This window comes from Salinispora sp. H7-4 (genome assembly GCF_013416675.1).
Classification (GTDB): Bacteria; Actinomycetota; Actinomycetes; order Mycobacteriales; family Micromonosporaceae; genus Micromonospora; species Micromonospora vitiensis.
The window spans coordinates 143,293-163,834 of the sequence record NZ_JABZED010000050.1; the positions used below are offsets into that span (position 1 = coordinate 143,293).

Here is a 20,542-nt window from a genome sequence, read left to right on the forward strand (position 1 = left end):
GGAGCGCACCAGGCTGGGCTCAGCGGCAGCCACAGGAGGCGAGGGCCGCGGCGACCCGATCCAACGTCATCCTGGCCGCCACCAGCCCGTCGCCGGGCGCCTGGTCGGTGAGCACCGCGAAGGTGAGCAGGCGCCCGTCGGCGGTGGTCACCAGGCCGGCGATCGCGTGCACCCCGGTCAGCGTGCCGGTCTTGGCCCGGACCATTCCGGCACCGGCCTGCGCCGCGACATCGGTGTAGCGGTCGGCGAGGGTACCCGACCAGGCGGCGACCGGCAGGCCGCCGAAGAGCGTCGCCAGCTCCGGACGGCTCCCGTCGGCGGCGAGCCGAATCAGGTCGGTGAGCAGCGCCGGACTGATCCGGTTGGCACGGGACAGGCCGCTGCCGTCGGTGAGTGTGAGCGCGTCAACCGGCAGCCCCAGCTCCCCCGCGACCGCCTCCATCGACTCCCCCGCACCGGAGAATGACGCCGGCTGCCCCCGGGCCAGGGCCACCTGCCGGGCCAGCGCCTCGGCCACCACGTTGTCGCTGTCAGCGATCATGATGTCGACGAGTCGCACCATCGGCAGCGACTGCACCACGCCCAGCTCGGCGCCCGGCGTACCCGCCGTCGCATCTGCTCCGGCCTCGGGTGCCCGGCCCCGCTCGACCGCGTCCGTCGGTACGCCCAGCAGCCGGGCAAACGCCTCGCCGGCGTGCAGGTCCGGCTCCGGCACCCGTTCGGCGGCGTGGGTGCCGTCGTCGTGGTCCCGCTTCGCCTGCTCCAGGTCACCGCGGGCGCCGTCGGTCATCAGCGCGGTAATCGCTGAGCCGTACCCGCCGGTCGGAATGTCGTCGTCCCAGCCGGGCGCGTGCACCGGCCCGGAGTACAGCGACGAGTCGACCACAACCCGTGCCGGCGCGACGTCGCCGAGCGCGGCCTTCACCTGCGCGGCCAGCTCGTCAAGGCGCGCCGCGCCCGGATAGAAGCCGGCGCCGTCCACCGCAAGCGTCGGGTCGCCCCCGCCGATGAGTACGACCTCACCGGGAGCCGCACCGGCAACAGCCCGGGTGGGGATCCGGTGCCCCGCGCCACGCGCCGCCAGTACGGTCGCGGCGGTGACCAGCTTGGTCACCGAGGCGGGTACGGTGCCGTCGGCAGCACCCCGGTCATACAGGACCGACCCGGTCGCGACATCGGCGACCGAGACGTTGACCACCTCGCCCAACGCGGCGGAGCTGACCAGCGGGTCGAGCGCGGCGCGCACCCCGGCGGCGGCGGGTTCGAGCGCGTTCCCATCAGCGTTGGCCAACACCGCCGGCGGCGGCTCCGCGGCGGTGTCACCGGCGCGCCACTCGGCCGCCGGGCCCGGCCGCGTCACGGCGACCCCGACCGCGGCCAGCGCGAGGAGCAGCACCGCGGCCAGCACGGCCGGCAACAGCCAACGCCGGGGCCGACCCGGCGAGGTCGAGCCGGACGGTACGGGGGCGCGAGTGCCGCCGTAGCCCGCGGGCGCGCCCGGTTCGCCACCCGGGTTCGGAGCGGATTCATCGGATTCTCCGGGGGCCGGGGGACCAGCGGCATCGCCGCCGTTGCCGGGAGCCACCGATGGCTGTCCGGCCGGGCCGGGTCGATCCGGCGGCGTTCCCGGCGCCGACCCGGCGGGAGTCCGATGATCGGGGTGGGCATCCGGCACCGGCACCCGCCCGACCGCGCCGCCGCGAGCAGATCTGCCGGTCTCCCGTCCAGTACTCTGCTCCGGACGGTAGTGTGAATCTTCCCTCCCCACGGCCCCCTCCTCGCCCCGCGGAACCTGCTTGGGTGACACTACTTCGGTCCGAAGACTATGCGGCCACCGGACCGTAAGGCGGGAGTTCCGCCTGTCCGGCGACGGAAACCGCCGGTCAATGCCAGCGTGGGCAGACGAGGAGCGTGCAGATGGATTTCGACGTCACGGTTGAGATCCCGAAGGGTCACCGCAACAAGTACGAGGTTGACCACGTGACCGGTCGGATCCGACTGGACCGTACCCTCTTCACCTCCACGCAGTACCCCGCCGACTACGGCTTCATCGAGGGCACCCTGGGCGAGGACGGCGACCCGCTGGACGCCCTGGTACTGGTCCCGGAGCCGACCTTCCCGGGCTGCCTGATCCGGTGCCGCACCATCGGCATGTTCCGGATGACCGACGAGAAGGGTGGCGACGACAAGGTTCTCTGCGTCCCGTACGAGGACCCGCGTCAGGAGCACCTCCGCGACATCCACCACCTCGGTGAGTTCGACCGGCTGGAGATCCAGCACTTCTTCGAGGTGTACAAGGACCTCGAGCCCGGTAAGTCCGTCGAGGGCGCCACCTGGGTGGGCCGGCAGGAGGCGGAGGAGGAGATCGTCGCGTCGATCCGGCGCGGCCGGGAGGCCGCGGAGCACGGCGACTCCGCGCACTGACCCACACACCGACGGACCGGGGGCGCTCAAACCGAGCAGCCCTCGGTCCTGTTCGTACCGGTTGAACCCACCCGGCGACCGAGACCACCGGGGCGGCAATGGCCAGCTCGGCGCGCCTCCGCCCGCCGTCGCCGGTGGTGCCCGTCGCCTCCGGCAGCAACATCTGACCTCAGCCCGCCAGCTGCCGCCGCCATGTCCGAGGGCGCCGGATACACCATCGGGGCCGCGGGAACCGGTAATCTCCGAACGTTATGACTAGGTGGGTCGAACGCGAGGGATCAAGGACGTGACCGGGGTACGGCGTGATAGCAGGTCCACCGCCCGGCGGGGGCCTGCTGGGCGGGTGTTGCGCTCGCTGACGTCGGTCGCCCTCGTCGTGCCGGTCGCCGCCGTCGTGCCGGTCAGCACCGCCCTCCCCAGCCCGGGGCAGGTCGCCGCCGTGGGCCCCGGCCACTCGGCCAGCAGGGCCCTGGTGGAGCTGACCGAGAGCTCCGCCGACCAGGTTCGCGAAGACCAGTGGCAGCTGGACATGTTGCGCGCCGGTACGGCGTGGCGCCACTCGACCGGGGCCGGGGTGGTGGTGGCGGTCATCGACTCCGGTGTGGATGGCACGCATCCGGACCTGGCTGGACGGGTGCTACCCGGTCTCGACCTGGTCGAGCCCTCGCCCACCGCCGACCCGGATCCGGTGGGCCACGGTACGACGGTGGCCGGGTTGATCGCGGGTCGCCACGACGACAGCAGCGGAGTGGTGGGCCTCGCGCCCGACGCCCGGATCCTGCCGGTACGGGTCCTGGACGCGGAGAACCGTTACGACGACGCGTTGATCGTGGCGAACGGCGTACGGTGGGCCGTTGACAATGGCGCCCGGGTGATCAACCTGTCGCTCGGTGGCAGCAGCGCCAGCCCGGCGCTGGCCGCCGCGCTGGACTACGCGTTCGCCCGGGACGTGGTGGTCGTCGCCTGCACCGGCAACGAGACCGCCTCGAACTCCAGCACGGTCTGGTACCCGGCCCGGGAGCCGGGGGTGGTCGCGGTCTCCGGGCTGGACCAGGAGAGTAGGCAGCTCTGGTCCGGCGCGATCACCGGCCAGGAGACGGTGCTCACCGCGCCCGCGACCGGTCTGGTGGGCGCGCGGCCGCCGGACGGGTACTGGCGGGTTCAGGGCACCAGCTTCGGCGCGCCGCTGGTCTCGGCCACCGCCGCGCTGATTCGCGCCCGGTATCCGGAGATGCCCGCTGGCGATGTGATCAATCGAATGCTGCGCACCGCTTCGGACATCGGTCCCGCCGGACGGGACGACAGCTTCGGGTACGGGCTGGTCGACCCGGTAGCGGCGCTGACCGCCGAGGTGCAGCCGGTCGGGATCAACCCGCTGGACGACCAGTCCTCGCCGGGCGTGGTCGGCTTTGGTCCGGCGCCGACCACGGCCAGCGCGGATACCGAGGGCGCCGGGCTCGAATTCCTCCCGGCCGTCCCCGTCCCGTCGGCGCCGTGGTCGACGGGGGCTGGTGGGGGCGATGTCACGTCGGAACAGCCCCGGTCCGGGCTGGCGTTGCCCGCCGCGCTGTTCGCCAGGGGTGAGCGGTGCGCTCGCTCTTCCCCGCCACCGCCGGTTCCGCCGGTAGGGACGCCGCACCGGAATGCCCGCTGGCGATCCGGGTAGCCGGAGGCCATGTGCGCGCTCGGCCCCGGCACGGCCGCCCGGCCGTCGTGGCGCCACCGCCGCCTGCACCCGGACAACGGGCAGGGGCTGCGGCTGACCCTCGCCGTTGTCTCCGCGTTCCTGGTGTTGGTGCCGTTCCTGCTCGCGCTGCTGGTGTTGACGTCCTGGTCGCCGTTGCGACGGCTGGATCGGGCGGTGACCGAGGCGCTCGTCGACTACGGCCTGCGGCATCCGGAATGGGCCAGGGTGCTGAACGTGTGGACCGACGTCTTCGCGCCGATGCCGCTACGGTTGGCCGCGCTGGTGGTGGTTGGCTGGCTGGCCCGGCGCCAGGCCCGACAGTTGGCACTCTGGGTCGCCGTCACCATGACTGTCGGCGGGCTGCTGAGCCCACTGCTCAAGTTGCTCGTCGGGCGGCCCCGGCCGGAGTTCCCGAAACCGCTGGCCCAGGCGGTCGGGCTCGCCTTTCCGTCCGGGCACGCGCTGAACGCGGCACTCGCCGCCGGCGTGCTGCTGGTGGTCTTCCGACCCCGACCGGGCCGCTCCGCGAAGCGGTACGCGGTCTGGGCAGGCGCGTTTCTCCTCGCTGTGGTGACCGGGTTCAGTCGGGTGGCGCTGGGCGTGCACTGGAGCAGCGACGTGGTTGCCGGGTGGCTGCTGGGTACCGCAGTGGTGGCCGCGACCGCCGCGGTCTTCGCGGTCTGGCGGGCCACCCCACCGCACCGTCGTTGAGGTGCTCAGGTGCACTCACCGGTACTGACGCCGCGCACGCGTTCGGCCCCGGCCAGGGCGACCGAGCGGGCCTCGGCCGCGGTCACCGCGAAGCCGGTGTTCGGGTCGTCGGCCGCCGCCGCGAAGATCACCCCGAGCACCAGGCCGTTCGTGGAGACCAACGGGCCGCCGGAGTTCCCGCTCTGCACCAGGGCCCGGATCGTGTAGACCTCCCGGGTCACGTTCCCGCTGGAGTAGATGTCCGGGCCGGTGATCTCGTCCACCTCCCGGACCCGGGCTGACTGCGCGTTGTACGGGCCGTCGAGCGGGAAGCCGAGCACGATCGCGTCCGCGCCGCTGTCCTCGTTGCCGGCGGCGAAGCGCATCGACGGGCCGGGCAGGCCCGGGACGTGCAGGACTGCCAGGTCCCGGTCCGGGTCGTACACCACCACCTGGGCGTCGTACCGCTCGCCGTTGAGCTCGACGACGGCGGAGCGGGTTCCGGCCACCACGTGGGCGTTGGTCATCACCCGGTCGTCGGCGTAGACGAAGCCGGAGCCTTCCAGGCGGCGGGAGCAGCTCGGGGCGGAGCCGAGCACCTTGACCACGGATTTCTCACTGTTGGCGACCACCTGCGAACCGGCGAGGGCCGGGTCGGGCGGGGCGACCTGCCGGGCGCGGGTGGGCGCCAGACCACCGAAGACGTCCGGGAAGCCGTTGGTGTCGACGGTCTCCCGCAGCGCGGTGGAGAGCTCCTGCGCCTGTTCGGGCAGGACCCGGTCCACCACGGTGAGCAGCGCGCTGTTGCGAACCGCGGAGGCCAGCCAGGGCAGCGACGACGAGCCCAGTGGGACCGCGACCAGCCAGGCGACCAGGAGCACGGCGAAGAGCGAGACGAAGGCGCCGCCGATATCGTCCGCCTGCCGCCCGAGGTCACTGCTGATCGTGCGGCGCAGATGCGTACCGAGCCAGCCGGCGAGCGCCTGCCCCACCACCGCCAGCCCAAAGATCGCCACCAGGGAGACCAGTACCCGGGTGCCGCTGTCCAGGAACTGCTGTGCCAGCCGGGGCCCGAGTTGTAGACCGGCCAGTGCTCCGAGAAAGAACCCGGAGAACGACAGCACGCCGGTGACGAAGCCCTGGCGGTATCCACTGATCGCGAACACGAGCATGAGCAGGAGCAGTACGAGATCCACGGCGGACACGGGTCCAGCCTACGTGGCTCGGGCCCACCGGACCGCTGCTGCCGCTACGCAAGGTCACGGGAGTCAGCGCAGGGCGCTCTCGTCCGCCTCATCAGTCCCGGCGGAGGGCGCCGGGTCTGCGGCCACCGGGGGAAGGTCCAGCACCCGCCCCGGACGCCACGGGCGGGCCCAGCCCCCCATGTCGAGCAGGGTGGAGAGCACCCCCGCGGTGAAGCCCCACACCAGCATGCCGCGGACGGAGAAGGCCGGGCCGATCCAGCCACTCGGGTGGCGTACGCGCAGCCGATTCTCCGGGTCAACCAGTTCGGGGATCGGCATCCGGGCCACGTGCGCCACCTCGGCCGGCTCCCGGGGGTGCACCGGGTGGGGGGCATGCCACCAGCCCAGCACCGGGGTCACCACGAAGTCGCTGACCGGAATCCACAACTTCGGCAGTTCGGCGAGGACGGTGACGGCCCTCGGATCGAGATCAACTTCCTCGTTCGCCTCGCGGAGCGCCGTCGCGGAGGCGTCCGCGTCCTCCGGGTCGGCGGCACCACCGGGAAAGGCCGGCTGCCCCGCATGGTTACGCAGGGTGGCGGCTCGCTGCAGGATCAGCACGTCCGGGCCGGTGCCGGGGTCCTCGCCGAGCAGCACCAGCACGGCGCTCTCCCGCCCACCGCTTTCCGGGGTGGGCAGCCGGGTGAAGTCCTCCGTCCGGGCGCTGCCCAGCCGGGTCCGCAGCGGGTCGAGCCAGGATGGCGGCTGCCGACTCATCCCACCACCGCCGCACCCGGGCAGCGGGCGAGATGCGGGCGGCTCATTCCGGCACCACCACGCCCAGGTGTACCCGGACCAACTCGGCAAGGCGGGCGTCGTCGAGCGCCCCGGAGACATCGACGTGCCGGATCCGGCTGTTGGCATCAACGAGGACGGTCATCGGGATGGCCTTGCGTCCCAACGACCGTTGCAGCGCCTCGCCCTGGTCGATCAGGCTGGGGAAGCGGACTCCGAAGTCCTCGCCGATCGACTGGGCGCCGCTGCGGGTGTCCCGCATGTTCACCCCGACGACCGTCAGCTGTCCTTCGGCCCGCTCACTGAGCCGCTGGAACGCGGGCAGCTCGGCCCGGCAGGGGGCACACCACGAGGCCCAGAGGTTCAGCACGGCCGGGCCCGTGATCTGGCGTAGCTCGACTGGGGCGCCACCGGTGAAGCAGGCCAGCGTCAGCTCCGGCAGGGGCGTTCCGGCGGCGGCCGGGGTAGCGGAGGCCGTGCCGCTGGCGGGCGGGGCGCTGGGCCGGTCGGTGGTCAGACCGGAGCAGTCCGCGAACGGGGACGGCCGGCTCTGCGCCGCCTCATCCCGGGTGCGGGAGGCATTCTCCGGCCCGGCGTCGGTGCAGCCGGCCACCGCCAGCAACGCCGGGACGAGCAGGGCGACGAGCCGGTTCCTCACGGCGCCTCCACCGCCCCGTCCTGGGCCGGCACCAGCTCCGGATCCACGCCGGCGGCCACCGCGAGTTCCCGGGCCCGGGGGCCCTTGAGCAGCCGCGCGGCCACCGCCGGGTCGGTCGGCCCGGTCCCGTACGACGGGCAGAGCTTCGTCAGGGTGCAGGCGCCGCACGCCGGCTTTCGGGCCGCGCAGACCCGGCGCCCGTGGAAGATGATCCGGTGCGACAGCATCGTCCAGTCGCGCTTCGGATAGAGCGCCCCGATCGCATGCTCGATCTTGACCGGGTCGGTCTCGGTGGTCAGCCCCCACCGCCGTACGAGTCGGTTGAAGTGCGTGTCAACGGTGATTCCCGGTACGTCGAACGCGTTGCCGAGGATGACGTTCGCCGTCTTGCGGCCGATTCCGGGCAGGGACACCAGGTCGGTCAGTTTTCCGGGAACCTGACCGTCGTGTCGTTCGACCAGCCCCTGGCCCAACCGGATCAGGGAATCTGTCTTGTTGCGGTAGAAGCCGGTGGAGCGGATCAGCTCCTCCAGCTCGGCTCGGTCGGCGCCGGCGTAGTCGGTCGCCTGCGGGTAGCGGGCGAACAACTTCGGGGTGACCTCGTTGACCCGCTTGTCCGTGCACTGGGCGGAAAGGATCGTGGCGACCGCCAGCTCCAGCGGGTTGGAGTGGTCGAGTTCGCAGTGCGCGTCCGGGTGGGTGTCGGCCAGCACCCGCCCGATCCGCCGGGCGCGGCGCGTCCGACCGAGGTCGGTCTCCCTGAGGCTGTTGGTCACGCCGGCCAGCCTACGTCGCCGGCCGGCGGTCCCATTCGTGGCCGCGCGATGGAGCCGACCCTCAACCCGGCTACGGCCGGCTGATCCGCCCCAGGTCATCGAAGACCGCACCGGTCTCCGGGAAGTCCGCGGCGCTGAGCTCACGCACCAGCCCCAGCCCCCGGTCATCCGGGTCCGTTGCCGGCAGCCCCGACTCGTTCAGGTACGTCGAGGCGAACGACCCACCGGCCCAGGTGCCGTCGGGCTGCAGCGAAACCTTGAGCACGCCGCCCCAGCCGAGCTTGCCGCTGCGGTTGAACGTGTTTCCGCCGCCGGCGAAGTTGCCCAGGCTGTACGCGATCAGCCGACCCTGGTAGAACTCCATGCCGCGCAGGACGTGCGGGCCGTGCCCGACGATCAGATCCGCGCCGGCGTCGATCATTGCCTTGGCGAACCGGACCGGGTCGCCCCGGTTCTCCCCCAGGTACTGCTCGGTGCCCGGTGTGACCTGGGTCTTGTCGGCGCCCTCCGCGCCCATGTGCACCTGCACCACCACCAGGTCCGCCTGCTCAGCGGCCTTGCTGATGACCTGTGACGCCGCCGGGATGTCGGTCAGCGGGTTCGACCACGCGTACGACGAGAAGCCCGCCACCGCCACCTGGACGCCACGTACGTCGACGAGGGTGATCTGATCCGGCGCCCCGGTGTGCGCCAGTTCGTACTGTTCCAGTGCCTGCCGGGTGTTCTCCAGGCCCTTCGCGCCGAAGTCGTTTCCGTGGTTGTTGGCCAGGTTGAGCAGGTCGAACCCGCCATCGCGCAGGTGCGCCGCGTACTCCGGTGGGGCCCGGAACTGGTAGCAGTTGGTGGAGTCGCCGCACTTGCCGGTCCCGGTGTCGACGGTGAGCGGCTCCTCCAGGTTGCCCATCACCAGGTCGGCATCGAGCTCCGGGCGTACCTCGTCGAAGAAGCCCTCGCCGTCGTTGGGGGGCAGCCGGTCCGGGGCGTTGCCCAGGAGGATGTCGCCGGTGGCGCTGAGGGAGACCACCGCCGCCTCGGTCGGGGAGGCGGAGGGGGCGCTGTCGTCGGGGCCGGACTGCCAGACCCCGCCGGACGTGACCGCATCGGAGTCGACCGCGCCGCAACCGGCGACAACCAGCACGGCGAGCAACGCGCCGGCCGACCGGAGCCGACGCGTACGGGTCGCGAACGTGAATGTCTTTGGGGGGCGCATCGCCCGAGACCCTACCGGGCCCGCGTCCTGCCGACGAGGCCGATTGGGCAACTGCCCAGCGTCAACACCTGATCGGCTCCTGGTGGGGTCGCTCAGCCGACTGACTGTTGCGACCACGGCCGCACCGGGCGGGCGCCACCGGCCAGGACCGCCCGGTGCACCGCCCGGGCCAGCGGTGCGCCCCAGGTGGAGCGGGGGCCACCGTACGGTGCCTCGGGTCCCTCGGTCGGGCAGCAGACGGTGACCGCGTCGGTCGGGGTGCCGGTGCCGGGCACGCCCAGTTCGGCGATGGCCTGCGCCTTCGCCTCGGTGGCGGTCGCCACCGCGTTGATCAGGGCGGCGGGACCGAGCCGGGCCGGCACGTACACCACGATGTTGACGGTGCCGACCGGATGACCCTCCGCGGCGGACACCACCGGGGCGGGCACGTCCGCGGCGGCCACCGCCGGGGCAGGCACGGCCGGGGCGTGCTCGGGTGGGGCCGGGGCGTGCTCGGGTGGGGCGGCGGCCCAGATCGGAACACCGAGCCCGACGGTCGCCCAGACCCGTACTCCGGTGTCGGTTCGGGCCACCACCTCCGCGACGTCCACCCCGGTAAGCAGCCCCACTCCAGGGCTGTCGAGGCCGAACCCCGCGGCCAGTTCGACCAGGTGTGCGACGGGGTCGTCCCGGTCGTACGACATCGGGACGGTCGCGTTGATCACCCAGCTCCGGACGCCCAGCCCGCCGCCGAGCGCCGCTGAACTCGCGCTGAGTAACGGCCGCTCAGCTCGCCAGACCAGCACCGGGAGGTTCCGCCCGTCCTCGCGACGGGTACACAGTGACGGTTCGTTCAGCACTGGGCGACCCTACGGCGCGATCTGGCGCCCGGCACATCTCACCTGCTGCGGCGCGGTAACGTAACGTCAAGGACGGCCGGCAGGTTACGCCCAACGCTCACGTTTCCCGGGGTGCACCTCGGAATATCTGCGCACGTGCGCCTAGACTGACCGAGCGCGAGGGAGAAGCGGACGGCGGACCCGCCGACGGACGGCACGCGCAGGCGGAGGTGCGCGATGGACGAGGTACTGGCCCGGAGTGGGATCTTCCAGGGGGTCGACCCGGAGGCTGCCGAGGCGTTGGCCAAGGAGATGGAGACGATCGAGGTCCGCAAGGGCGATGTCGTCTTCAACGAGGGCGAGCCCGGTGACAGTCTGTACATCCTCCTCTCCGGCAAAATCAAGGTCGGGCGCCGGGCGGCCGACGGGCGACAGAACCTGATCGCGGTCATGGGCCCTTCGGACATGGTCGGCGAGCTGTCGCTCTTCGACCCGGGGCCCCGGACGGCGACGGCGACGGCGGTGACCGACACCCGCCTGGTGCGGCTCCGTAAGCAGGCGCTGCGCCCCTGGCTGAACAACCGGCCCGAGATCGCGGAGCAGTTGCTGCGGGTGCTCGCCCGCCGGCTGCGCCGGACCAACGACTCGCTGGCCGACCTGATCTTCACTGATGTACCCGGTCGGGTCGCGAAGAACCTGCTCCAGCTGGCGGGACGTTTCGGCACCCGGGACGGCGGGGTGCTGCGGGTGACCCACGACCTGACCCAGGAGGAGATCGCCCAGCTCGTCGGCGCCTCCCGGGAGACGGTCAACAAGGCCCTCGCCGACTTCGCCTCGCGGGGCTGGCTACGCCTGGACGGCAAGAGCATCATCATCCTCGACCCGGAGCGCCTGGCTCGCCGCGCCCGCGTCTGATCGCCCACCCACCCGTCGATCCGGAATCCACGGGGGATGGTGTTACCGCTGCAACGGCGGCTGGTTCGCCGGCCGCCGTTTTGCTCGCCCCAAAAAAATCAGGCTTGACTGTTTGTTTTGGGGACGGCACGCTGAGGCCGTGTCCGGAACATCGACCCGCGTCCCCCAACAGGAACGCAGCCGCGCCACTCAGGCCCGACTGCTTGAGGCCACCGTGGCATGCCTGGTCGAGCATGGCTGGTCCGGCACCACGACGACCGTCATAGCGAACCGGGCCGGGGTGTCCCGGGGCGCCCAGCTACACCACTACCCCACCAAGGCAGCCCTGGTCACCGCCGCGGTCGCGCACCTCGCCGAACGACGCGCGGAGGAGCTGCGCATCGAGGCGAAGGCCCTGCCCGCCGGCCCACAGCGGTTGGACCGGGTGGTGGACCTGCTCGCCGCGGCCTTCACCGGGCCGCTCTTCATCGCCGCCCTGGAGCTGTGGGTCGCCGCCCGCACCGACCACGAACTACGGACGGCGCTGGTGCCGCTGGAGGCCCGCCTCGGCCGGGAGATGCACCGGCTGACCGTCGCCCTGCTCGAGGTTGATGAGCGCCAACCCGGCGTACGGGAGGCGGTGCAGGCCACCCTCGACCTGCTCCGCGGCCTCGGCGTGGCGAACCTGCTCAACGACGACTCCGCCCGGCGCACCACACTGCTCACCGCCTGGAAACGCCAACTCACCGAACTCCTCGCCCCCTGACCCGTCCCGCACCACCGCCGACTCCCCCGGAGGCACCATGGTCAACCTGACGGACCTGCTGACCGATCTGGCCGCCGAGTCAGCCGAACTGGACGCGCTCGTGGCACCGCTGTCGAGCGCCGAGTGGGCCCGCGCCACGCCCGCACCCGGTTGGACGATCGGCCACCAGATCGCGCACCTGGCCTGGACCGATCACGTCGCGCAGCTCGCCGCGACGGACGCCGACGCGTTCTACGCCTCCGTCGCCACCGCACCCGACCCGACCCGGCTGGTGGACGCGGGCGCGGAGGAGTTCCTCGCCCCGCCGGCCGAGCTGCTGCCCCGCTGGCGCTCCGGCCGGGCGGCGCTCGCCGCCGCCCTCGCGGCCGCCCCCGCGGGCGAGAAGCTCCCCTGGTACGGCACCAGGATGTCCCCCGCGTCGATGGCTACCGCGCGGATCATGGAAACCTGGGCACACGGCGCGGACGTGGCAGACGCGCTCAGGGCCACTCCGCCGGCCACGGCACGGCTGCGGCACATCGCGCACCTCGGCTTCCGGACGCTGCCGCACTCCTTCGCCGCACACGGTCGCCCACTTCCGACCGCACCGGTCCGAATCGAACTGACCGCACCACCGACCAGCACCGACACCGCCGGCGCGACCTGGGCCTACGGTCCCGCGGACGCCGCCGACCGGGTAACCGGACCGGCACTGGACTTCTGCCTGCTGGTGACCCAACGCCGGCACCGCGCCGATCTCACCCTCACCGCGACCGGGCCGGTCGCCGATGCCTGGCTGGACGTGGCCCAGGCCTTCGCCGGCCCGCCCGGTGCTGGCCGGACGCCACAAGCGCAGGCAACGGCGTGAGCACCGGCGACGGCGTGCGCACCGCCGACAGTACGAGCACCGGCACCGTCGACCGCACGCGCGCCCGGCTGCGGGTCGGCAACGCCTCCGGCTTCTACGGCGACCGCTTCTCCGCCTGGCAGGAGATGCTCGACGGTGGCGAGCTGGACGTACTCACCGGGGACTACCTCGCCGAACTGACCCTGCTCATCCTGGGTCGGGACCGGATGCGCGACCCCGACCTCGGCTACGCGCGGACCTTCCTGCGTCAACTCGAAGGAACCCTCGGCACCGCGCAGGAGCGTGGCGTCCGGATCGTCACCAACGCCGGGGGGCTGAACCCCGCCGGGCTGGCCGCCGCCGTCCGCTCCCTCGCCCAACGGCTCGGGCTCGACCTCAAGGTCGGGTACGTCGAGGGCGACTCCCTTTCCCGGCCGGACGCGCTGACCGCGAACGCGTACCTCGGGGCGTTCGGTATCGCCGCCGTACTCGACGCCGGCGCCGACGTGGTGGTCACCGGACGGGTCACCGACGCCTCCCTGGTGGTCGGGCCGGCGATCGCCCGGTTCGGCTGGGACCGCGGCGACCTGGACGCCCTCGCCGGCGCGACGGTCGCCGGGCATCTGCTCGAATGCGGCACGCAAGTGACCGGCGGTAACTTCAGCTTCTTCACCGAGCTGCCGGATGGCGGGCACCGGCCCGGCTTCCCCCTCGCCGAGCTGCACGCCGACGGCTCGTCGGTGCTCACGAAGCACCCGGGCACCGGGGGTGCGGTCACCGTCGAGACGGTCACCGCCCAGCTCCTGTACGAGGTGGGCGCGCCGGCCTACCTCGGGCCGGATGTGGTCACCCACCTGGACTCGGTGCACCTCACCCCGGACGGGCCGGACCGGGTCCGGGTGTCCGGGGTCCGGGGGACGCCACCACCGGAGACGCTCAAGGTTGGCGTCAACAACCTCGGCGGCTTCCGCAACTCGATGACCTTCGTCCTCTGCGGGCTGGACATCCCGGCGAAGGCGGCCCTGGTCCGTGGGCAACTGGAGGAGACGGTCGGCAAGGACGGGCTGGAGTTCGTCCTCGCCCGCACCGACCACCCCGACACGGCGGACACCGAGGCGGCGAGCGCCCTGCTCCACGTCCACCTGCGGGACGGGGACAAGGCGCGGGCCGGGCGGGCCTTCTCCGCCGCGGCGGTGGAGCTGGCCCTGGCCTCGTACCCGGGATGCACCCTGACCACGCTGCCCGGCGACGCGTCCCCGTACGGGGTCTTCACCGCCGACACGGTCGCGCAGGACGGCGTCGCGCACGTGGCGGTCCTGCCCGACGACACCCGCGTACCGATCCCCCCGCCGCCGCGGACGCAGCCGACCCCGACCTCCTCGGGGACGGCGGTGTCGGGCGAGGGCCCCGCCGCGTACCCAACCCGACGCCGGCCCCTCGGGGAGCTGGTGGGGGCGCGGTCCGGGGACAAGGGGGGCGACGCCAACCTGGGGGTCTGGGCGCGAACCGACGCGAGCTGGGAGTGGCTGCGGGGCTGGCTGACCGTGGAGCGCCTCGCCGAGTTGCTGCCGGAGACCGCCCCGCTGACCGTCGAGCGGTACGAGCTACCGAACCTGCGGGCGGTCAACTTCATGATTCGAGGGCTGCTCGGGCTGGGGGTGGCGGCCACGACCCGCTTCGATCCGCAGGCGAAGGCGCTGGGGGAGCTACTCCGCTCCCGCATGGTTCAGATTCCGGCCGAGTTGATCCCGGAGGGGGCATCATGACGATCCTCGACACCCCGGAACGTCGGCAGCTCCGCGAGCTGACCCGGGCGTTCATGGACAAAGAGGTGCTACCACACTTCGATGACTGGGAGCGGGCCGGCGAGGTCCCCCGAGAGCTACACGCCACCGCCGCCAAGGTCGGCCTGCTCGGCATCGGCTTCACCGAGGAGGTCGGCGGCAGCGGCGGTGACCTGCTGGACTCGGTCGTCGTCACCGAGGAGATCATCCGTTCCGGCGGCTCCTCCGGGCTGGTGGCGGCGCTCTTCACGCACGGGATCGCCCTGCCGCACCTGGTGGCCGCCAACGACCACGCCGGGGCGGGAACCGCGTCGGACGACGGCACCGACCTGATCGCGCGCTTCGTTCGACCGACCCTCGCCGGGGCGGCGATCGGCGCACTGGCGGTCACCGAACCGGGAGGCGGCTCGGACGTGGCCGGGCTGCGCACGACGGCCCGCCGGGACGGTGACCACTACCTGGTGAACGGGGCCAAGGCGTACATCACCAGCGGGCACCGGGCCGACTTCGTGACCACCGCGGTGCGGACCGGCGGGCCGGGCGCCGAGGGCATCTCCCTGCTGGTGATCGAGAAGGGCACACCGGGCTTCACCGTCGGCCGCCGGATGGAGAAGCTGGGCTGGCACTGCTCGGACACCGCCGAGCTCTCCTTCGCCGATGTCCGGGTGCCGGTGACGAATCTGGTCGGCGCGGAGAACACCGGCTTCCTCGCCATCATGCAGAACTTCGCCGCCGAGCGGGTCTCCCTGGCCACCCAGGCGTACGCGACGGCGCAGCGCTGCGTGGAGCTGACGCTGGGCTGGTGCCGGGACCGGGAGACCTTCGGCCGCCCGCTGGCGAGCCGACAGCTCGTCCGGCACCGGCTCGCCGAGATGCACACCCGCGCCGAGTCGGCCCGCGCCCACGTGCTCGAGGTGGCGGCCCGCGTCGCCGCCGGGGAGATGGTGATGACCGAGGTGGCGATGGCCAAGAACACCGCCGTCGCCGCCTGCGCCGACGTAGTAGATGCCGCGTTGCAGCTGCACGGCGGCTTCGGCTACCTGCGCGACTCCGAGGTGGAGCGGCACTACCGCGACCAGCGCATCCTCGGCATCGGCGGCGGCGCCACCGAGATCATGAACGAGATCATCGCGAAGGGCATGGGGCTGTGACCACACTCGACAGCGTGATCGATCCCGCTGCGGCGACGTTCCGGGAGAACCGGGAGGCGCTGCTGGACCGGTTGACCGAACTGGACTCCGCGCTGGACCAGGCGCGCGACGGTGGCGGCGCGAAGTACCGCGCCCGGCAGCACAAGCGCGGCAAGCTACTCGCCCGCGAGCGCATCGAGCTGCTGCTCGACCCGGACGCCCCGTTCCTGGAGCTGTCACCGGTCGCCGCGTACGGCACGGACTTCCCGGTCGGCGCCAGCGTGGTCACCGGCATCGGCCCGGTCGAGGGCGTCGAGTGCATGATCGTTGCCAGCGACCCGACGGTACGCGGCGGCGCGGTCAACCCGTGGTCGCTGGCGAAGAGCCGGCGGGCCGGGGAGATCGCCCTGGCCAACCGGCTACCGATGATCAACCTGGTCGAGTCGGCCGGTGCGGACCTCCCCACCCAGGCGGAGATCTTCATCCCGGGTGGGCGGGTGTTCCGCGACCTGACCCGGCTCTCGGCGGAGCGGATCCCCACGGTCAGCGTGGTCTTCGGCAACGCCACGGCGGGCGGCGCGTACGTGCCGGGAATGTCCGATCACGTGATCATGATTCGGGACCGGTCGCAGGTCTACCTGGCCGGTCCGCCGCTGGTGAAGATGGCCACCGGCGAGGACGCCGACGACGAGTCGCTGGGCGGCGCGGCCATGCACGCCACCACCTCCGGGCTGGCCGACTACCTGGCCGAGGACGAACGGGACGGCATCCGACTGGCCCGGCAGTGCGTACGGCGGCTCAACTGGCGCAAGACGGGACCCGCGCCCCGTACGGCCGACCCCCGGCCACCCCGGTACGACCCGGAGGAGCTGCTCGGCATCGCCAGCGCCGACCTGAAGGTGCCATTCGACCCACGCGAGATCATCGCTCGGGTACTGGACGGCAGCGAGTTCGACGAGTTCAAGCCGACCTACGGCACCGCGCTGGTCACCGGCTGGGGCGAGCTGCACGGCTACCCGGTCGGGATACTCGCCAACGCCCGCGGTGTCCTGTTCAACGCGGAGGCGCAGAAGGCGGCCCAGTTCATCCAGCTCGCCAACGCCGCCGACACCCCGTTGATCTTCCTCCAGAACACCACCGGCTACATGGTCGGCACCGAGTACGAGCAGCGCGGCATCATCAAACACGGCGCCCTCATGATCAACGCGGTGTCGAACTCGACGGTGCCGCACCTGACGGTGAACCTCGGCGCCTCCTACGGCGCCGGCAACTACGGCATGTGCGGCCGGGCGTACGAGCCGAGGTTCCTGTTCACCTGGCCGAACGCGAAGTCGGCGGTGATGGGCCCGGCCCAGCTCGCCGGGGTGCTCTCCATCGTCGCCCGGCAGGCCGCCGCCGCGAAGGGCCGGGAGTACGACGAGGATTCCGACGCCGCCATGCGGACGATGGTCGAGCAGCAGATCGAGTCCCAGTCCGGGGCACTCTTCCTCTCCGGTCGGCTCTACGACGACGGCGTCATCGACCCGCGGGACACCCGTACCGTCCTCGGGCTCTGCCTGTCGGCGATCCACACCGCACCGGTGCGGGGCGCCGACGGCTTCGGCGTCTTCCGAATGTGACAGCCACAGCACAGTCAGGCCGGTCCCAAGTCGCGAACGAAGGAGACGCAGCGCGGATGATCAGCAGACTTCTGGTCGCCAACCGGGGCGAGATCGCCCGCCGGATCTTCACCACCTGCCGGGCACTCGGGATCGAGACGGTCGCCGTGCACTCCGACGCGGACGCCGAGGCGCCCTTCGTCGCCGAGGCCGACCACGCCGTCCGGCTGCCCGGGAACACACCCGCCGAGACGTACCTGCGGATCGACCTCGTCCTGGCCGCGGCCCGGCGGGCCGGGGCCGACGCCGTCCATCCGGGCTACGGCTTCCTCGCCGAGAACGCCGAGTTCGCCACGGCGGTCACCGACGCCGGGCTGGCCTGGGTCGGGCCACCGGCCAAGGCGATCGCCGCGATGGGGGACAAGCTGGCGGCGAAGACGCTACTCGCCGAGGCCGGCGTACCCATGCTGCCCAGCTGGACCGACGCCGACCAGGTCAACGGCTTCCCCGTGTTGGTGAAGGCGGCCGCCGGAGGTGGTGGCCGGGGCATGCGGGTGGTCCGCGCCGCCGACGGTCTCGCCGACGCCATCGCCAGCGCCCGCCGCGAGGCGGCCTCCGCGTTCGGCGACGGCACCGTCTTCATCGAGCGGTACGTCGAACGTGGCCGGCACGTCGAGGTGCAGATCCTGGGCGACCAGTTCGGGACGGTGGTGGCCCTGGGGGCGCGGGACTGCTCGATCCAACGCCGGCATCAGAAGATCGTCGAGGAGGCGCCGGGCGTACTCGCGCCCGAGGTACGCCAGCGGCTCCACGCGGCGGCGGTGGCCGCCGGCCGGGCGGTCGACTACCTCGGTGCGGGCACCGTCGAATTCCTGCTCGCCTCGGACGGGGAGATCTACTTCCTGGAGATGAACACCCGCCTGCAGGTGGAGCATCCGGTGACCGAGCTGACCACCGGCCTGGACCTGGTCCGCCTGCAACTACTCGTCGCCGAGGGCAACCCGCTGCCGATCGACACGACCCCACCGGCCACCGGGCACGCCATCGAGGTACGCCTCTGCGCCGAGGAGCCCGCCCACGGGTACCGGCCGGCGACGGGCACCCTGCACCGGTTCGCGGTCCCCGGGTTGTCGGCCGAGTTCGGGCCGCTGACCGGGGCCGGCCTGCGGCTGGACTCCGGCGTCACGGACGGCTCGGTGGTGGGCGTCCACTACGACTCGATGCTCGCGAAGGTGATGGCCTGGGCACCCACCCGGGGCGAGGCGGCCCGCGCGCTGGCCGGCGCGCTGGCCCGGGCCGAGCTGCACGGGGTAGCCACCAACCGCGATCAGCTGGTCCGCATCCTGCGCAGCCCGGAGTTCGCCGCCGTCGACCTCGACACCGGCTTCCTGGACCGGCACCCCGAGGTGCTCGCGCCGCTGGTCTCCGCCGGTGAGCTGCCGGTGGTCGCGGTGGCGGCGGCGCTCGCCTCGGCCGCCGACCGCCGGGCCGCCGCCCCGGTACTGGCCGGGCTCCCCTCGGGTTGGCGCAACGTGCCCGCCTTCGCGCAGGTCACCCGCTACGCCAGCGCGGACGGCGACGAGATCGAGGTGCGCTACCGCCTGGACCGCCGCGGCGCACTCGTCGAATGGACGGTGGACGGCTGTCCGCCCGGGCTGGACTCGGCACCGGCCCTCGCCCTGGTCGAGGCGCACCCGTACCGGGTGGTGCTGGAGGTCGCCGGGGTACGCCGGAGCTACCGCGTACACCGGGTGGGGGCGGAGGTCTTCGTGGACGGCCCGGACGGGGCGGTGAGCCTCACCGAGCTGCCCCGCTTCCCGCTCCCCGGCGCGGAGCTGGCGGCCGGGTCGCTGCTCGCGCCGCTGCCCGGCACGGTGACCCGGGTGCAGGTCGAGCTCGGCCAGCGGGTCGCCGCCGGTGACCTGCTGCTGACCCTGGAAGCAATGAAGCTGGAGCACCCCGTGCTCGCCCCCACCGACGGCGTCGTCGCCGAGCTACCGGTGTCCACCGGCGGCCAGGTCGAGACCGGCGCCGTACTGGCCGTGGTCAACCCCGACGAGGAGACACAGTCATGAACTTCGACCCCACCCCCGAGCAGGAGCAGCTCCGCGACGCCGTACGGGCGCTGGGCAAGCAGTACGGCCACCGGTACTTCGTCGAGAAGGCCAAGGCCGGCGAACGCACCACCGAACTGTGGAACGAAGCCGGCGGGTTGGGCTACCTCGGCGTGAACATCCCGACCGAGTACGGCGGCGGAGGCGGCGGCATCACCGAACTCGCCATCGTCTGCGAGGAGTTCGCCGCCTCCGGTTGCCCGCTGCTACTGCTGGTGGTCTCCCCCGCCATCGTCGCGACGATCATCAACCGGCACGGCACCGAGGAGCAGCGCAAGCGCCACCTCCCCGGCATCGCCGACGGCTCCCAGCGGATCGCCTTCGCGATCACCGAGCCGGAGGCCGGGTCGAACTTCCACCGGCTCGGCACGGTGGCCCGCCGGGACGGCGACGACTGGTTGATCTCCGGCCGCAAGTGCTACATCTCCGGCGTCGACCAGGCGGGGCACGTGCTGGTGGTGGCGCGGTCCGAGGACGCCACGACCGGCAAGCTGAAGCCGGCACTGTTCCTCGTGCCGAGGGACGCGGCGGGGTTGACCTACTCCAAGCTGGACATGGAGATCCTCTCCCCGGAGGACCAGTTCCTGCTCTACCTCGACGACGTACGGGTGCCGGCGGAGGCGTTGGTCGGCGAGTCCCTGGACGCCGGCCTGCCGGCGCTCTTCGCCGGGCTGAACCCGGAGCGGATCACGATCGGCGCGATGAGTGTCGGCTCCGGCCGGTACGCGCTCGAACGCGCCTCGGAGTACACGGCGACCCGGAAGGTGTGGGGTGGCCGGTCGATCGGCTCCCACCAGGGGGTGTCGCATCCCCTGGCGCACGCGGCGGTGCAGGTGGAGTTGTCCCGGCTGATGGTCCAGAAGGCGGCGGTGCTCTACGACGCCGGGCGGGACCTGGAGGCGGGGGTCGCCGGCAACATGGCCAAGTACGCCTCCGGGGACGCGGCGGCGCTGGCCGTGGACACGGCGATCCAGGCCCACGGCGGGGCCGGCATGACCACCGAGTACGGGGTGGCGACGCTGCTCGGGGCTTCCCGGGCCGGACGGATCGCCCCGGTCACCCGGGAGATGATCCTGAACTTCGTGGCCCAGCACGTCCTCGGCCAGGAGAAGTCGTACTGATCTGGGGTCATGCCGGCGACCGGGTCCGTCCCGGGACCGTAGCCGACGCGCGGAGCGGGCCGCCAGG

General features: G+C 72.5%; 18 protein-coding genes. 11 read left to right on the forward strand and 7 right to left on the reverse strand.

Features of this window, described 5'->3' with window-relative positions:
• Nucleotides 1-19: 19 nt before the first annotated feature.
• Nucleotides 20-1,681 (reverse strand): D-alanyl-D-alanine carboxypeptidase/D-alanyl-D-alanine-endopeptidase, encoded by a 1,662-nt coding sequence (dacB, locus tag H0524_RS19680; protein ID WP_375372018.1) that lies wholly within the window; start codon nucleotides 1,679-1,681, stop codon nucleotides 20-22.
• Nucleotides 1,682-1,917: 236 nt separating this feature from the next.
• Here dacB and H0524_RS19685 point away from each other — a divergent pair, with 236 nt between their 5' ends.
• The 3 genes from H0524_RS19685 to H0524_RS19695 all read left to right on the forward strand — a co-directional run bounded on the left by H0524_RS19685 (nucleotide 1,918) and on the right by H0524_RS19695 (nucleotide 4,822).
• Nucleotides 1,918-2,424 (forward strand): inorganic diphosphatase, encoded by a 507-nt coding sequence (locus H0524_RS19685; RefSeq protein WP_018222215.1) that lies wholly within the window; start codon nucleotides 1,918-1,920, stop codon nucleotides 2,422-2,424.
• 286 nt (nucleotides 2,425-2,710) lie between these two features.
• A complete protein-coding gene (gene mycP, locus H0524_RS19690) occupies nucleotides 2,711-4,090 on the forward strand; it encodes a type VII secretion-associated serine protease mycosin (RefSeq protein WP_180199964.1) in 1,380 nt (459 codons plus the stop codon).
• A gap of 9 nt (nucleotides 4,091-4,099) precedes the next feature.
• A complete protein-coding gene (locus H0524_RS19695; protein WP_180199965.1) occupies nucleotides 4,100-4,822 on the forward strand; it encodes a phosphatase PAP2 family protein in 723 nt (240 codons plus the stop codon).
• Between the two features lie 5 nt (nucleotides 4,823-4,827).
• Here the strand turns inward: H0524_RS19695 and H0524_RS19700 are convergent, their stop codons facing one another.
• The 6 genes from H0524_RS19700 to H0524_RS19725 all read right to left on the reverse strand — a co-directional run bounded on the left by H0524_RS19700 (nucleotide 4,828) and on the right by H0524_RS19725 (nucleotide 10,263).
• Nucleotides 4,828-6,006: a MarP family serine protease gene (locus H0524_RS19700; RefSeq protein ID WP_180199966.1), complete on the reverse strand. Its 1,179-nt coding sequence runs from the start codon at nucleotides 6,004-6,006 to the stop codon at nucleotides 4,828-4,830.
• Nucleotides 6,007-6,069: 63 nt separating this feature from the next.
• Nucleotides 6,070-6,762 (reverse strand): CoA pyrophosphatase, encoded by a 693-nt coding sequence (locus H0524_RS19705; protein ID WP_180199967.1) that lies wholly within the window; start codon nucleotides 6,760-6,762, stop codon nucleotides 6,070-6,072.
• Nucleotides 6,763-6,805: 43 nt separating this feature from the next.
• Nucleotides 6,806-7,438, reverse strand: a complete 633-nt coding sequence (locus H0524_RS19710; RefSeq protein WP_180199968.1) for a TlpA disulfide reductase family protein — start codon at nucleotides 7,436-7,438, stop codon at nucleotides 6,806-6,808.
• Nucleotides 7,435-8,214, reverse strand: a complete 780-nt coding sequence (nth, locus tag H0524_RS19715; protein ID WP_180199969.1) for an endonuclease III — start codon at nucleotides 8,212-8,214, stop codon at nucleotides 7,435-7,437. Before nth ends, H0524_RS19710 begins: the two co-directional genes overlap by 4 nt.
• 70 nt (nucleotides 8,215-8,284) lie before the next feature.
• The gene (locus H0524_RS19720) at nucleotides 8,285-9,424 is read right to left on the reverse strand and encodes a CapA family protein (RefSeq protein WP_180199970.1); all 1,140 of its coding nucleotides are present in this window, start codon (nucleotides 9,422-9,424) and stop codon (nucleotides 8,285-8,287) included.
• 92 nt (nucleotides 9,425-9,516) lie between these two features.
• The gene (locus H0524_RS19725; protein WP_180199971.1) at nucleotides 9,517-10,263 is read right to left on the reverse strand and encodes an adenosylcobinamide amidohydrolase; all 747 of its coding nucleotides are present in this window, start codon (nucleotides 10,261-10,263) and stop codon (nucleotides 9,517-9,519) included.
• A gap of 216 nt (nucleotides 10,264-10,479) precedes the next feature.
• Here H0524_RS19725 and H0524_RS19730 point away from each other — a divergent pair, with 216 nt between their 5' ends.
• The 8 genes from H0524_RS19730 (at nucleotide 10,480) to H0524_RS19765 (ending at nucleotide 20,475) form a co-directional block, all read left to right on the forward strand.
• Nucleotides 10,480-11,157, forward strand: coding sequence for a Crp/Fnr family transcriptional regulator (locus H0524_RS19730; RefSeq protein ID WP_018222205.1), 678 nt, complete (start codon nucleotides 10,480-10,482; stop codon nucleotides 11,155-11,157).
• 139 nt (nucleotides 11,158-11,296) lie between these two features.
• Nucleotides 11,297-11,902, forward strand: a complete 606-nt coding sequence (locus H0524_RS19735) for a TetR/AcrR family transcriptional regulator (protein ID WP_026322611.1) — start codon at nucleotides 11,297-11,299, stop codon at nucleotides 11,900-11,902.
• A 37-nt stretch (nucleotides 11,903-11,939) separates the two neighbouring features.
• Entirely contained in the window at nucleotides 11,940-12,749 is an 810-nt protein-coding gene (locus H0524_RS19740) for a TIGR03084 family metal-binding protein (RefSeq protein WP_180199972.1), read from the forward strand.
• Nucleotides 12,746-14,494, forward strand: coding sequence for an acyclic terpene utilization AtuA family protein (locus tag H0524_RS19745; RefSeq protein ID WP_375372016.1), 1,749 nt, complete (start codon nucleotides 12,746-12,748; stop codon nucleotides 14,492-14,494). The genes H0524_RS19740 and H0524_RS19745 overlap by 4 nt, the downstream gene beginning before the upstream one ends.
• Nucleotides 14,491-15,663: an acyl-CoA dehydrogenase family protein gene (locus H0524_RS19750; RefSeq protein ID WP_180199973.1), complete on the forward strand. Its 1,173-nt coding sequence runs from the start codon at nucleotides 14,491-14,493 to the stop codon at nucleotides 15,661-15,663. The genes H0524_RS19745 and H0524_RS19750 overlap by 4 nt, the downstream gene beginning before the upstream one ends.
• Nucleotides 15,660-17,261, forward strand: a complete 1,602-nt coding sequence (locus H0524_RS19755; RefSeq protein WP_018726554.1) for a carboxyl transferase domain-containing protein — start codon at nucleotides 15,660-15,662, stop codon at nucleotides 17,259-17,261. Before H0524_RS19750 ends, H0524_RS19755 begins: the two co-directional genes overlap by 4 nt.
• Nucleotides 17,262-17,317: 56 nt before the next feature.
• Entirely contained in the window at nucleotides 17,318-19,315 is a 1,998-nt protein-coding gene (locus H0524_RS19760; protein WP_180199974.1) for a biotin carboxylase N-terminal domain-containing protein, read from the forward strand.
• Complete coding sequence (locus tag H0524_RS19765; RefSeq protein ID WP_180199975.1) at nucleotides 19,312-20,475, forward strand: acyl-CoA dehydrogenase family protein; 1,164 nt, start codon at nucleotides 19,312-19,314, stop codon at nucleotides 20,473-20,475. The genes H0524_RS19760 and H0524_RS19765 overlap by 4 nt, the downstream gene beginning before the upstream one ends.
• Nucleotides 20,476-20,542 lie beyond the last annotated feature (67 nt).

What these genes read in the sequence shown, in the direction of transcription:
- H0524_RS19685 (WP_018222215.1), top strand. Translation starts at nt 1,918, where the DNA reads ATGGATTTCGACGTCACGGTTGAGATCCCGAAGGGTCACCGCAACAAG.
- H0524_RS19695 (WP_180199965.1), top strand. Translation starts at nt 4,100, where the DNA reads ATGTGCGCGCTCGGCCCCGGCACGGCCGCCCGGCCGTCGTGGCGCCAC.
- H0524_RS19705 (WP_180199967.1), bottom strand. Translation starts at nt 6,762, where the DNA reads ATGAGTCGGCAGCCGCCATCCTGGCTCGACCCGCTGCGGACCCGGCTG.
- H0524_RS19720 (WP_180199970.1), bottom strand. Translation starts at nt 9,424, where the DNA reads ATGCGCCCCCCAAAGACATTCACGTTCGCGACCCGTACGCGTCGGCTC.
- H0524_RS19730 (WP_018222205.1), top strand. Translation starts at nt 10,480, where the DNA reads ATGGACGAGGTACTGGCCCGGAGTGGGATCTTCCAGGGGGTCGACCCG.
- H0524_RS19740 (WP_180199972.1), top strand. Translation starts at nt 11,940, where the DNA reads ATGGTCAACCTGACGGACCTGCTGACCGATCTGGCCGCCGAGTCAGCC.
- H0524_RS19750 (WP_180199973.1), top strand. Translation starts at nt 14,491, where the DNA reads ATGACGATCCTCGACACCCCGGAACGTCGGCAGCTCCGCGAGCTGACC.
- H0524_RS19760 (WP_180199974.1), top strand. Translation starts at nt 17,318, where the DNA reads ATGATCAGCAGACTTCTGGTCGCCAACCGGGGCGAGATCGCCCGCCGG.
- H0524_RS19765 (WP_180199975.1), top strand. Translation starts at nt 19,312, where the DNA reads ATGAACTTCGACCCCACCCCCGAGCAGGAGCAGCTCCGCGACGCCGTA.